The sequence below is a fragment of the Pseudobutyrivibrio sp. 49 genome, assembly GCF_900100545.1.
In the GTDB taxonomy this organism is placed as follows: Bacteria; Bacillota; Clostridia; order Lachnospirales; family Lachnospiraceae; genus Pseudobutyrivibrio.
This window is the reverse complement of sequence record NZ_FNDP01000019.1, coordinates 41,120-53,826: the sequence shown is the minus strand read 5'-3', so window position 1 is coordinate 53,826 and position 12,707 is coordinate 41,120. Positions and strand designations below refer to the sequence as shown.

The 12,707-nt window shown below is 40.5% G+C and carries 10 protein-coding genes, 8 tRNA genes and 1 rRNA gene; 17 read left to right on the top strand and 2 right to left on the bottom strand.

What is annotated here, in order from left to right; translation table 11 throughout:
- The 12 genes from BLP54_RS13145 to BLP54_RS13090 form a co-directional block, all read left to right on the top strand.
- Positions 1-262, top strand: a 23S ribosomal RNA gene (locus BLP54_RS13145); the annotation flags it as partial.
- A gap of 70 nt (positions 263-332) precedes the next feature.
- Positions 333-405: transfer RNA gene (locus BLP54_RS13140), tRNA-Asn, on the top strand.
- 81 nt (positions 406-486) lie between these two features.
- A tRNA-Glu gene (locus tag BLP54_RS13135) sits at positions 487-558 on the top strand.
- A 28-nt stretch (positions 559-586) separates the two neighbouring features.
- Positions 587-659: transfer RNA gene (locus BLP54_RS13130), tRNA-Thr, on the top strand.
- 66 nt (positions 660-725) lie between these two features.
- A tRNA-Ile gene (locus tag BLP54_RS13125) sits at positions 726-799 on the top strand.
- Between the two features lie 24 nt (positions 800-823).
- Positions 824-897, top strand: a tRNA-Asp gene (locus BLP54_RS13120).
- A 20-nt stretch (positions 898-917) separates the two neighbouring features.
- Positions 918-990, top strand: a tRNA-Val gene (locus BLP54_RS13115).
- 20 nt (positions 991-1,010) lie between these two features.
- A tRNA-Leu gene (locus BLP54_RS13110) sits at positions 1,011-1,094 on the top strand.
- A 21-nt stretch (positions 1,095-1,115) separates the two neighbouring features.
- A tRNA-Arg gene (locus BLP54_RS13105) sits at positions 1,116-1,189 on the top strand.
- A gap of 112 nt (positions 1,190-1,301) precedes the next feature.
- Complete coding sequence (locus BLP54_RS13100) at positions 1,302-1,580, top strand: acylphosphatase (protein ID WP_176754561.1); 279 nt, start codon at positions 1,302-1,304, stop codon at positions 1,578-1,580.
- Positions 1,581-1,626: 46 nt separating this feature from the next.
- On the top strand, positions 1,627-2,373 hold the full coding sequence (locus tag BLP54_RS13095) for a hypothetical protein (protein ID WP_176754560.1): 747 nt from the start codon (positions 1,627-1,629) through the stop codon (positions 2,371-2,373).
- Between the two features lie 18 nt (positions 2,374-2,391).
- Positions 2,392-3,138 (top strand): HAD family hydrolase, encoded by a 747-nt coding sequence (locus BLP54_RS13090; RefSeq protein ID WP_090170395.1) that lies wholly within the window; start codon positions 2,392-2,394, stop codon positions 3,136-3,138.
- Between the two features lie 97 nt (positions 3,139-3,235).
- Here BLP54_RS13090 and BLP54_RS13085 read toward each other — a convergent pair whose 3' ends face one another.
- Positions 3,236-4,186, bottom strand: coding sequence for a phosphatase PAP2 family protein (locus tag BLP54_RS13085; protein WP_090170393.1), 951 nt, complete (start codon positions 4,184-4,186; stop codon positions 3,236-3,238).
- Between the two features lie 238 nt (positions 4,187-4,424).
- Between BLP54_RS13085 and BLP54_RS13080 the strand changes: the two genes are divergently transcribed.
- From BLP54_RS13080 to BLP54_RS13070, 3 genes are read left to right on the top strand one after another with little or no spacing between them, the layout of a single operon-like run.
- The gene (locus BLP54_RS13080) at positions 4,425-4,730 is read left to right on the top strand and encodes a metal-sensing transcriptional repressor (RefSeq protein ID WP_090170407.1); all 306 of its coding nucleotides are present in this window, start codon (positions 4,425-4,427) and stop codon (positions 4,728-4,730) included.
- A 46-nt stretch (positions 4,731-4,776) separates the two neighbouring features.
- Positions 4,777-7,389: a heavy metal translocating P-type ATPase gene (locus BLP54_RS13075; RefSeq protein WP_090170391.1), complete on the top strand. Its 2,613-nt coding sequence runs from the start codon at positions 4,777-4,779 to the stop codon at positions 7,387-7,389.
- Positions 7,390-7,436: 47 nt separating this feature from the next.
- Positions 7,437-7,925: an NUDIX hydrolase gene (locus BLP54_RS13070; protein ID WP_090170389.1), complete on the top strand. Its 489-nt coding sequence runs from the start codon at positions 7,437-7,439 to the stop codon at positions 7,923-7,925.
- Positions 7,926-7,997: 72 nt separating this feature from the next.
- On the opposite strand, the gene BLP54_RS13065 is transcribed toward BLP54_RS13070, so the two are convergent.
- Positions 7,998-9,533 carry an alanine/glycine:cation symporter family protein gene (locus tag BLP54_RS13065; protein ID WP_090170387.1) on the bottom strand — a complete coding sequence of 512 codons (1,536 nt, stop codon included), beginning with the start codon at positions 9,531-9,533 and terminating at the stop codon, positions 7,998-8,000.
- Between the two features lie 181 nt (positions 9,534-9,714).
- On the opposite strand from BLP54_RS13065, the gene BLP54_RS13060 reads away from it, so the two are divergent.
- Positions 9,715-10,566: a YitT family protein gene (locus BLP54_RS13060; protein WP_090170386.1), complete on the top strand. Its 852-nt coding sequence runs from the start codon at positions 9,715-9,717 to the stop codon at positions 10,564-10,566.
- Between the two features lie 123 nt (positions 10,567-10,689).
- Positions 10,690-12,606 carry an NAD(+) synthase gene (locus tag BLP54_RS13055; protein WP_090170383.1) on the top strand — a complete coding sequence of 639 codons (1,917 nt, stop codon included), beginning with the start codon at positions 10,690-10,692 and terminating at the stop codon, positions 12,604-12,606.
- Positions 12,607-12,707: the final 101 nt, after the last annotated feature.

The window sequence follows — 12,707 nt, the reverse complement described above, 5'->3', positions numbered from 1 at the left end:
TGAGAGGAGCTGCCCCTAGTACGAGAGGACCGGGGTGGACGGACCACTGGTGTATCAGCTGTCGACCAACGGCATAGCTGAGTAGCCAAGTCTGGACGGGATAAACGCTGAAGGCATCTAAGCGTGAAGCCCCCCTCAAGATGAGATATCCCCTCCTTCAAGGAGATAAGATCCCTTAAAGACGATAAGGTAGATAGGTTCAAGGTGTAAGTGCGGTAACGCATTCAGCTGATGAATACTAATAGATCGAAGGTTTATTCTAAAAAGATGTAAGCGTGTTCTCGAACACTGTATGAAGTTTTGAGGTTGCTAAAGCAGCCAAAAGATAATATTCCTCAATAGCTCAGTTGGTAGAGCACTCGGCTGTTAACCGAGTTGTCGTAGGTTCGAGTCCTACTTGGGGAGCTCATATGATGTTGATTATTTCAACTTTGTATGTTATTATTAATCAGTCGCTGAATTCAGGCGTTGGATTTCAGCTAGTTTGGCTCCGTGGTCAAGCGGTTAAGACATCGCCCTTTCACGGCGGTAACACGGGTTCAATTCCCGTCGGAGTCATTTGCCTTTAGGCAATACTTAGTATTAAGCCGATGTGGCTCAATTGGCAGAGCAGCTGATTTGTAATCAGCAGGTTATCGGTTCGAGTCCGATCATCGGCTTTTTTCTATTGAGTAGAAAGAGGCCAATTTTTTTTATAAAGGTCTTGCTTGTTAGTCTTACAATATGGACCTTTAGCTCAGTTGGTTAGAGCAACCGGCTCATAACCGGTCGGTCCAGGGTTCGAGTCCCTGAGGGTCCACTTTCTATTTATAATATTTAATATGGCCTCATGGCTCAGTTGGTTAGAGCGCCGCCCTGTCACGGCGGAGGTCGAGGGTTCAAGTCCCTCTGGGGTCGTTTTCCAGTTTTAACATTATGGGATCTTAGCTCAGCTGGGAGAGCATCTGCCTTACAAGCAGGGGGTCACAGGTTCGAGCCCTGTAGGTCCCATTAGTCTTTTAATAGACTATGCCGTAGTGGCGGAACTGGCAGACGCGCGGGACTTAAAATCCCGTGGTGGCGACATCGTACCGGTTCGATTCCGGTCTACGGCATTTACTCTATTGAGTAAATATGTGTGTGTAGCTCAGCTGGATAGAGCACTTGGCTACGGACCAAGGTGTCGGGGGTTCGAATCCTCTCACGCACGCTTAGTAATAAGAGATAGGAAATGGTTCCTATCTCTTATTTTTTTCCCAATTTGATTATGAATTGTTGTATTATAGTCTATGTGATTTTTATATATGAATTAGAGGAATACTATGAGTGATATAGTAAGATATAAAATGATATTCACAGGGCGAGTACAGGGTGTAGGTTTTAGATACAAGGCTAGTCATATAGCTAATCAATATCGTCTAACTGGGTATGTAAAGAATGAATATGATGGCTCTGTTACAGCGGAAATACAGGGCTCTGAACAGGAAATATATATGTTTCTTAAATCACTGGCATCAGATAGATTCATAGATATTTATGAACTTGAAAAAGAAAAAATGCCACTTGAAGAAGATGAGCGGAGTTTTATAATACAATATTAAGCGGTTTGTGTTATTAGAAATGATTAGGGAGAATAATTAAGAAATAATGAGAAGAAGGCAAAAGAGAATAGTCTCAATAACAACAATAATAGTGGCACTACTATTGGTTGGTGGATGCGGGGCATGGTTTTTCTTACAATCAAATAATGTAGAAGACAATACAGATATAGCACAGAATCACGAAAAGCAGGATGTTACTTTGGAGGATTCTGAAGTACCTATGGCTGGTGAGCAATCAGCGGATACTGATGACGTCGGGATGTCACCGGAAGAATTATTTCAGGCCTTTTGTGATGGAAAGATTACAGCAGAAGCACGTTCTTACTATGATGACACTACATGGACAATGGATAATACTTACTTTCAGTTTGAAGATTCCACTCCAGAGGATGAGTTAGATGTCACCATGGTTGTAGAAAAATTGGAGCCTGTTGATTTGGATAATGATGGTGAAGTTGAGTTCATTTTACAGAATTCTGTATACGGAGATATGTGCTTTGATTGTAAGGGTGGCAAGGTAGTTTGCTTTGCCCAGGGCGAAGGCACAGCAGCTATGTGTTCTTACACAAAGTATGATGGTGCCTATTGGATAGTTCACAGTGATACAACACATGGTGGCAGATGCACTTATGAGTTAACAAAGTTTAATGGAAACCTTGAGGTGGTGGATTCTCTTGGCTTCGGATGGGAAGACTGGGAAGACACTGGTGTGAAGACATATTATCAGGGTGAAAACGAGATCACTGAAGCAGAGTATGAAGCACTGTATCAAAAGGTTTTTGGAGATAATTAGGAGATTTTTACTAGAGTTATGAAGTACAAGAACTATATTTTTGATTTATATGGAACATTAATTGATATACATACAGATGAGAAAAATCCAAAGCTCTGGGAGTATACCTCGGATTATTTTGAAACAAACTTTGGTACGGTCATCGATTCCAAGAAATTAAACCAAGAGTATTTTAAGCTTTGTAAGTCTGAGGAGAAAAGACTTGCTAAAGAAAATGGCAGTAAGCATCCAGAGATTAAAATCGAGTGGGTATGGGAAAAGTTAATTGGAAAGCCAGTCTCAGATGTAGAAATGAGAAGGTTTTGCAATGACTTTAGGGAAACTTCCCGCGTAAAGCTGAAAAGATATGATGGAGTGGCAGAGACTTTGGCTGCCATCAAAGAAGCTGGCGGAAAGATATATCTACTGTCTAACGCCCAGAGACTATATACAGAAAAGGAAATGGAAGATACTGATATTACTAAGTATTTTGATGATATTTTTATTTCTTCAGATAAGGGGATAAAGAAGCCTGATGGTAATTTCCTTCAGGAATTGCTTGATAAGCATTCCCTTATAAAAGATGAGTGTGTGATGATAGGAAATGAAGTTCTTGCTGATGTGGGAGTAGCTACTGCAGTGGGAATTGATGCAATACTTCTTAACACCTACAATCATCCTAGCTGGGACTTAAAGAGAGATTTCGCGAGATGTGGTGCAGATATGGATAAGGTTAAAGTTATTTTAGAACCTACATTTATTACACCTTCCAATATTATAGCTTAGTAAAAAATATGAGTAATGAACTTAATAAAGTTTATAGCAAAAAGAGATAGGTCGATGCCTATCTCTTTTTGAATATAAAATATAATTTTGGAAGGATTTAACTATGGCATTCTTTCTTAATAACTAATGGCCAAAGAGTTAGAGCAAATAATGTCATAAGGCATCTTGCGATAAAGTTGCCCCAGTGTCCACCGAATAACTGGACGATTGTTGCTGCAGCAAATAATTCTTTCCATGCGAACATGATTGCAGCGCCAATAGTAGTAAGCATTGGAAGTCGAAGAGCTGCATCGCCAACAGGAATTTCATATTTTAGATAGTGGCGTTCGATGTAGCTGCCAACTAAGAATCCTGTCATTCCGCCGCAGGCTTTGAAGGTATCGTTCATCATTTTCTGTGGGTCAACAAGAAGCTGCCCATCTATATAATCCATAGGATAAGGCTTTACCTGAATATAGATAAGAGTGGTTATAACTACGATAATACCGGCTAATGTAAGCTTATCGCTCAAAGTCTCGTTATCGCCAACTTTATTCTGAATAAAGCCTACGAGAATAACGATGATTGTTGAACATCCGAAACCTACCAAAACATCCTGTGGGGTATGAACTCCAAGGAAATTTCTTGAAAAGCAGGTCAGGAAAAGAATTATTCCAAGTGTAATAGCAAGCCAGCGTCTCTTGTCCTTTTGCCACGCTATAGAAGTACCGTACATGGTGGTGGCATTTGTTGAATGGCCACTAGGGAAAGAATAACCTGTGGCTGCAACTTTAGAATCACCAGCTGGTTCAATTAATTCTGATCTTATCCATGGTCTGTAAGCACATACCGTAAGTTTAAGAAGGCCATTTACAAGTTCACCACTCCAAAAAGCGGTCATAAAGCGGTATCCCCACTTCTTATTACATCCCCAAAAAACTATATAAGGTAAAAATGGTAATACATCTACTGCAAATTTTGATAGAGCGTTGAAAAACTCATCAAAGGCTCCTCCAGTGGCATTTCTTAAATCCTGTAACCATAGTAAATACTGGATGTCAAAACTCATAAGCATCTCTCCTTTTTTATTTTTCTTACACAACATAGGCATAAGTGTAGTCTTATTATGTGAAAATAATATGTATATAAAATTAAAAAAATGTGTATTATCATAGTGTTGACAATATACCCCTATAGGGTATATAATCCATTCAACAATGATACCCCGTAGGGGTATGTTGAGAACTCGGTTAGAAATGTAAAAGGAGATATTCTTTATGGTAGAGAATACAAATATAGAAAAGACTATGCAGGAGGAATGTTGCTGCTGTTCAGGAAAGACAAAAGAGAGAGAAGACAAAGAGTTTAAGGATCTCATGAACAGACTCAAGAGAATTGAGGGGCAGGTAAGAGGCGTAGAGAACATGCTTGAGAATGATGCATACTGTACAGATATTCTTGTTCAGGTGTCAGCCATCACTTCTGCCTTAAACAGCTTTAATAAGGTATTACTTGCAAATCATATGAAGACCTGTGTGGCTGATAACATAAGAGAAGGAAATGATGAGGTTATCGATGAGCTTGTATGCACCTTGCAGAAGCTTATGAAGTAACAGAAAAACAGGAACATATAGTAACAGGTAATTTATAGGTGATTATATGGAACAATACAAAGTAACAGGAATGAGCTGTGCTGCATGCCAGACCAGAGTAGAAAAGGCTGTTAGCGCTGTGGAAGGCGTGGATAGTTGTGCAGTCAGCTTATTAACAAATTCAATGGGAGTAGAGGGAACTGCTTCTCCCGAGGCAATCATAGCAGCTGTTGAGGCAGCAGGTTATGGTGCAAGCATTAAGGCTGAAGGTGGTGCAAAAGAACAGGCAGCCTCAGAAGATTCGTTAAAGGATACAGAGACGCCAAAGATGAAGAAGAGATTGATTGCTTCAATTATTCTATTGATTCCTCTTATGTATGTGTCCATGGGACATATGCTATGGGATTGGCCACTACCAGGATTTTTGGATGGTAATCATGTAGCAATGGGATTGTATCAACTGATATTAGCTGGGCTTGTTATGGTGATTAACCAGAAGTTTTTCATCAGTGGGTTTAGAGGGCTGATTCATAAATCTCCTAATATGGATACGCTGGTGGCATTAGGTGCTACAGCATCATATGTGTATAGCGTAGTAGCATTGTTTGCAATGACCTCTGCGGTGTTAGCAAATGATGAAGAGCAAATAATATATTTTATGAATCAGTTTTATTTTGAGGCGGCGGCAATGATTCTTACCCTTATTACAGTTGGTAAGATGCTTGAGGCCAAATCAAAGGGAAAGACTACCGATGCCCTAAAGGGATTAATGAAGCTTGCACCTAAGACAGCAGTGCTCCTTAGGGATGGTGAAGAAATCACAGTGCCTATTGAAGAGGTGCAGGTGGGCGACAGATTTGTGGTAAGACCTGGAGACAGCATACCCGTGGATGGTATTGTAGTAGAAGGGGAAAGCGCGGTAAATGAAGCGGCCCTTACAGGCGAGAGCGTACCAGCGGAGAAAGCTGTGGGTGACAAGGTCTATGCTGCCACAATTAATTCTTCAGGCTATATGGTCTGCGAGGCAAAGAAAGTTGGTGAGGACACCACACTTTCAGCCATTATAAAAATGGTAAGCGATGCGGCAGCCACTAAGGCACCTATCGCAAAGATTGCTGACAGAGTATCAGGAGTGTTTGTGCCAGCTGTAATATCCATTTCGGTAATTACATTTATTTCATGGCTTCTTGTAGGTCAGACTGTGGGCTACGCTATAGCAAGAGCCGTATCAGTTCTTGTAATCAGCTGCCCATGTGCATTGGGGCTTGCAACACCAGTAGCTATCATGGTTGGAAATGGTGTGGCTGCAAAAACAGGAGTATTATTCAAGACTGCGGCATCACTGGAGCAGGCTGGTAAGACTCAGATAGTGGCACTGGATAAGACAGGAACAATCACCACTGGCGAAATGAAAATTACAGACATAATGCCTGTAATACAAAGTTCAGATGAGGGACATGTTGAATTTAAGATTTCTGCCAGAGAGGCCTACAAGTTATTAACAACAGCCTATGCTCTGGAATCAAAGAGCGAACATCCGATTTCAAAGGCTATCACAGAATATGCCTCTGAAAAGCAATTAGAATTGAAAGAGACTACAGAATTTGAAGCACTTTCAGGAAATGGGCTTAAGGCTAGGCTGGATGGTGAGCTGATTTATGGAGGCAGTTTTAAATTTATCAGCAAAATCCTTGCAGAGAATACTAATCCACAAGAATCAGAGAGAATTATTTCTGAGGTGGAAAAGACAGTAGATAATTTATCTCGCAGTGGAAAGACTCCAATATTATTTGCCAAGGAAGGAAAGCTTCTTGGAATAATAGCGGTAGCAGATGTAATTAAAGAAGATTCTAAGGAAGCTATTTCAGAGCTTAAGAATATGGGAATCCACGTGGTAATGCTTACAGGCGACAATGAAATCACGGCAGCTGCTATAGCAGAGCAGGCAGGTGTAGATGAAGTGGTTGCATCGGTAAAGCCTGATGGTAAGGAGGCTGTGGTAAGACAGCTGATGGAGCATGGCATGACCACCATGGTAGGCGATGGAATTAATGATGCGCCAGCACTTACCTCGGCAAATCTTGGAATAGCAATAGGTGCAGGAACAGATATTGCAATTGATGCTGCAGATGTAGTATTAATGAAGAGTAGCATCAAAGATGTTGCAGCGGCTATAAGGATTTCAAGAAAGACTCTTACAAATATTCACGAGAATCTTTTCTGGGCATTTTTCTACAATATCCTTGGAATACCTCTTGCAGCAGGATGTTATGTGGCAGCCTTTGGCTGGGAGCTTAATCCGATTTTTGGTGCAGCAGCCATGGGATTATCGAGCTTCTGTGTAGTTAGCAATGCGTTAAGACTTAATTGGATTAAGCCATATGACAGCTCGAAAGATAAAATGATTAAGAATCCAATAAAAGGGATTTTAATAAAACAAGCAACAAAAAATGAAGATAGAAAGGAAGCAGGAGAAATGAAGATTACAGTTAAGGGAATGATGTGCCAGCATTGTGAGGCACACGTAAAGAAGGCACTTGAGGCAATTGATGGTATCGATAGCGCAGTAGCATCACACGAGGAGAATCTTGTAACAATCACTAATTCAAAGGATGTTGATGAGGCAGCTATCAAGGCAGCTGTTGAAGAGGCTGGATACGAGTACGGCGGTATATTATAATGACATTAGTTTCGTAGTCTTACATGTAGTAGCTGAAAGGAGCTTTTATGGCAGAATTATGGGATGCGTACAACAGGGATTTTACTAGAATAGATGGGGCAACGCTTGTGCGAGGTCAGCATATTCCTGACAATATCTACCATTTGGTTTGCGACATTATCGTGAAGCATACAGATGGAAGCTACCTTATAATGCAGCGAGACCATGAGAAGACTCATGGTGGTCAGTGGGAGCTTTCCGCAGGGGGCTCTGCTTTACAGGGCGAGGGACCAGATGAGGCATCAAAGCGAGAGCTTAAAGAAGAGACAGGCATCGAAGGAACCTTAAGAGAGATTGGTAGAATGGTAATTGATAAGAATCATTCTATTTATGTACTTTACCTTTGTGAGACTGATTGTGATAAGGATTCGGTGGTGTTGCAGCATGGTGAGACCATTGATTACAGATGGATTTCAAGAGATGAGCTTCTAGCCATGAAAGAGGATGAGCTGATTTCTTACAGAGCCATGAAATTACTTCATGAACAGAATATATAAAATTAAGAAAATAAAAAGAGCTAAGACAATGTAAATCGCAAATGTCTTAGCTCTTAATTTTTATGATTTTAATTAGGCTGTTTTTTCTTTTTCTTTTAATTCTTTTTGGAGAGCTTTTTCAAGGAGCTCCTTCTCATGTAATTCCTGAATATCATCTAAAGCAGAAAGCATAGGCTTTACGTTCATATGAAGGATATTTCTCTGAACATAGTTGTGTGTAATCTTCATAACAGTACCGCTAAGAGTAACTACACCGATAAGGTTTGGTATAGCCATAAGTCCGTTGAATGTATCTGAAAGATCCCATGCAAGTGTCAAATCCATAGTGGCACCAACCACGATAAATGCAACAAAAACTATATGGTAGAACTTGATTGTTTTTCTGCCAAAAAGGTACTCAAAAGCCTTGCTACCGTACTGGCTCCAGCCAAGAACAGTAGAAAATGCAAATGGAATGATTGCGATAGCAATAAAAGCAGAACCAAATTTTCCAAATACAGTAGAGAAAGCTTCTGCAACAAGTGCAGTAGAAACTTGATCTGAAATTACCTTTCCAGTTTCCAAATCTACCAAGCCGCTTGAAAGGACAGCGAAAGCTGTAACACTACAAACAATGATTGTATCAGCAAAAACCTCGAAGATTCCCCACATACCCTGTACTACAGGCTCTCTTACGTTTGAGCTTGAGTGAACCATTACGGAAGAACCAAGACCTGCCTCATTTGAGAAAACGCCTCGCTTCATACCAAACTGAACCGCCATTGCAACACCACTACCAACGATACCACCGCCAACAGCACGCATACCAAAGGCACTCTTAATGATAGAAGTGAAAACTGCTCCGAACTGGTCAATATGGAAGGCACATACAATAAGTGCACAAATCATGTAGATAAGAGCCATAAATGGAACCAGCTTTTCTGTAACTGCAGCGATTCTTTTTAAACCACCTACAATTACAAGAGCAGCGAATACCATAAGGCAAATACCAGTAACAATGTAAGGAATTCCAAATACGGAGTTCAAATTTACAGCGATGGAATTAATCTGACCCATGTTTCCGATACCAAATGAAGCTAAAATACAGAAAACTGAGAACAGAACTGCAAGGCCAGAACCAAGATGTCTATAGCCCTTCTTTCCGCCAAGACCATCGCGAAGATAGTACATGGCACCACCGCACCACTCGTTCTTTTCGTTTCTTCTACGATAGTAGATACCGAGAACATTTTCAGAGAAGTTTGTCATCATTCCAAAGAAGGCAACAATCCACATCCAGAAAATTGCACCAGGACCACCAGAAGCGATAGCAGCAGCAACACCTGCGATGTTACCAGTACCGATTGTTGCAGCTAAGGCTGTGCAAAGGCTCTGGAACTGTGAAATCTGAGTATCTTCTTTGTCAGTGTGTGCAGTTACGTGGGAATCCTTGAAGATACCACCGATTGTGTTCTTAATCCAATGCTTAAAGTGTGAAATCTGAAAGAATCTTGTAAGACAGGTCATAAGAATACCAGTACCTACCAAAAGGATAAGCATAGGTAGTCCCCAGACGAAACCATTTACTGCGTTGTTGATGTTTTCAACGCGAGATAGAAAATTTTCCATATACAACCCTCCAAAATTAAAGCCATAATAAATTACGGACAGTTTAGCACATTAAAGTAGCAAAGTCTACAAGAAATTTTAACAGATAGTTTTCTTGAAAAGGAGAAGTTGTACGATTAGAATGATATTATACTTCTTAAGACAGATAACTGTGGGGCGAGATTCATGAGAGGGACCGAGTATGAAAAATACTATGAAAGAGAAGAGAAATCTGCTGATTTACTATGTGGAGCTTACCTTAGGTGCCATCATAGCTGCATTTTCTATTGAAGAGTTTTTGGTTCCAAATAGAATTTTCGATGGAGGCGTAACAGGTATAAGTATGATTGTGTCACACTTCCTTCCGCTTCCTCTAGGAATTTTGATTGTTTTGATAAATGCGCCTTTTGTTATAGTGGCTTATAGAAAAATGGGGCATCAGCTGGTTGTGAGAATGATTTATGCTATTATTCTGTTCTCAATTATGACAGGAGTTTTTGAACCAGTTGAAGAGGCCACTGATGAAATGTTGCTTGCCATAACTTACGGAGGAGTCTTGCTGGGACTTGGAGTCGGTCTGGTGCTAAAGGGTGGTGGCTGTCTGGATGGAACCGAAGTGGTGGCTGTTATCCTGAACAGAAATTTCTCAATATCCACAGGCCAGGTTATTTTGATTTTTAATGTTTTCATTTTCACAATTGCCGGGATGGTGTTTGATTTTGACAGGGGAATGTATTCTCTGCTGATGTATTTCATTTCTTCCAAGGTGATTGATGTTGTTGAAATTGGTTTTGGCAGTGCAAAATCTGTAATGATTATTACTGATGAAGGCGGGAAGCTGGCAGATGAGATTTTCACGAAGCTTGGGCGTACAGTAACATTTTTGCATGGAGAAGGTCTTGTTTCCAACAATGAGAAGGATATTCTTTATTGCGTGGTAACACGTGCAGAAATATATGAATTGAAATCGCTGCTCAATGATTTTCCAGGCAGTACATTTACCACGATTTCTGATGTTTCAGAGGTGGTGGGAAGTCATATAAAATCAATTTAGAATTCGATTTGCCAGCATATCGAAATGTTGCCAAATCCAGTAAAAAGATTTAAAATTCTAAAAGACAAAGACGTCTGCTATTTAGCGGGCGTCTTTTATTTTTTTTCGGGAAGGGAAAGAAAAGTGAAAGACGGATTTATAAAAATTGCATGTGCTACACCGGATATAAAGGTAGCTGATACTGAGCACAATGCAACTGAGATAATTAGATTAATCAGGGAAGCAAATGAGAAAGGTGTAAAGATTATCTGTTTCCCAGAATTAGGTATAACAGGATACACCTGTGGAGATTTATTTTTACAAGATGTTTTGCTTAAAGGTGCAGTGAAGGCAGTGGCGGATATTGCTGGTGCCACAGCAGATTTGGACATCGTTTCTATAGTTGGATTGCCATATCAGGTGAAAGGCAAGCTATACAACATTGCAGCAGTGATTAAAGGTGGAAAAGTTCTCGGAGCTACAGCTAAAAAGAACATTCCAAACTACAGTGAGTTTTATGAGCTGAGACATTTCACTCCTGCTGGTGACAGCCTTATGGAAGAGATTTGCTTTGACGCTGCAGGCTTTGCAGTTCTTTGTAGTAATCACGTATTCGCCTGCAAAGAAATAAGCAATCTGAAATTTGGTATCGAGATTTGCGAGGATCTTTGGGTTGCAGATACACCATCAGTAAAATTGGCAAAAAGCGGGGCTACTATTATTTTCAACCTTTCAGCCAGTGATGAAGTGATTGGAAAGGCTAATTACAGAAAAAATCTTATTAAGGCAAAATCAGGAAGTCTTCTTTGTGCCTATGCTTATGCAGATGCAGGTGTGGGAGAGTCCACACAGGATATGGTTTTCGCCGGACACAACATTATTGCAGAAAATGGTACCGTATATGCGGAATCAAAAATCTTTGATAATGAGATGATAATCGCAGATGTGGATGTGGACAGACTTGTACACGAACGAAGACGTATGAATACATTTATCGTAAATACGGATTGTCAGTTCCATGAATCAAAGTTCTCGTTAAAGATGACAGAGACAAATCTTGCAGTTGCCCCAGCAAAGACACCATTTGTTCCTACAGTAAAATATGATTTGGATAGTAGATGTGAGGAAATTCTTACCATGCAGGCAGTAGGGCTCATGACAAGAATCAGACATATTGGTTGTAAGAATGTAGTTATTGGTTTGTCAGGAGGACTTGATTCTACACTTGCTCTTATCGTAACAGTCCATGCATTTGACAGACTAGGGCTTGATAAAAAGGGAATTCACTGTATCACCATGCCATGCTTTGGTACTACAGACAGAACCTACACCAATGCCTGCAGACTGGCAGAAGCATATGGCACAACCCTTGAGGAGATTAATATCAAGGCAAGTGTCAGCCAGCACTTTGAAGACATTGGTCAGGACAGTAATAATCATGATGTCACCTACGAGAATGGTCAGGCAAGAGAGCGTACCCAGATTCTTATGGACAAGGCAAACATGCTTGGTGGAATTGTAATTGGCACAGGTGATTTGTCGGAGCTTGCCTTGGGATGGGCTACCTATAATGGCGACCATATGTCAATGTATGCTGTTAATTCTTCAATTCCAAAGACACTTGTGAGATGGCTGGTGGAATATGAGGCAAACAGAACAGAGGGAATTCTCAGCAGTACACTTAAAGATATTTTTGATACACCAGTCAGCCCAGAGCTTTTGCCACCAGACGAGGATGGAAAGATTTCACAGAAGACAGAGGATTTGGTGGGACCATACGAGCTTCACGATTACTTCCTGTATTACATGCTCCGTTTTGGATTTTCACCATCAAAGATTTTCAGGCTGGCACAAAAATCTTTTGAGGGTGACTACAGTCGTGAAGAAATCCTTAAATGGTTGAAGAAGTTCTACTGGAGATTCTTCACTCAGCAGTTCAAGAGAAGCTGCATGCCAGATGGTCCCAAGGTTGGTACAGTAACATTATCTCCAAGAGGAGATTTCAGAATGCCAAGTGATGCAGCAGTAAATCTCTGGATGAAAGAAATTGAGATGATTTGATAGAAAACAGTTGCATATTCTTTAAATTTCCGTATACTTTAATCAAACAAAGGCGTTTTGAGTCACAATTGTGGCTTGAGGCGCCTTTTTATTTTACAGAA

Excerpts from the sequence above, each read along its gene's own strand:
- BLP54_RS13100 (WP_176754561.1), top strand. The coding sequence starts at position 1,302 with ATGAGTGATATAGTAAGATATAAAATGATATTCACAGGGCGAGTACAG.
- BLP54_RS13095 (WP_176754560.1), top strand. The coding sequence starts at position 1,627 with ATGAGAAGAAGGCAAAAGAGAATAGTCTCAATAACAACAATAATAGTG.
- BLP54_RS13090 (WP_090170395.1), top strand. The coding sequence starts at position 2,392 with ATGAAGTACAAGAACTATATTTTTGATTTATATGGAACATTAATTGAT.
- BLP54_RS13085 (WP_090170393.1), bottom strand. The coding sequence starts at position 4,186 with ATGAGTTTTGACATCCAGTATTTACTATGGTTACAGGATTTAAGAAAT.
- BLP54_RS13080 (WP_090170407.1), top strand. The coding sequence starts at position 4,425 with ATGCAGGAGGAATGTTGCTGCTGTTCAGGAAAGACAAAAGAGAGAGAA.
- BLP54_RS13075 (WP_090170391.1), top strand. The coding sequence starts at position 4,777 with ATGGAACAATACAAAGTAACAGGAATGAGCTGTGCTGCATGCCAGACC.
- BLP54_RS13070 (WP_090170389.1), top strand. The coding sequence starts at position 7,437 with ATGGCAGAATTATGGGATGCGTACAACAGGGATTTTACTAGAATAGAT.
- BLP54_RS13065 (WP_090170387.1), bottom strand. The coding sequence starts at position 9,533 with ATGGAAAATTTTCTATCTCGCGTTGAAAACATCAACAACGCAGTAAAT.
- BLP54_RS13060 (WP_090170386.1), top strand. The coding sequence starts at position 9,715 with ATGAAAAATACTATGAAAGAGAAGAGAAATCTGCTGATTTACTATGTG.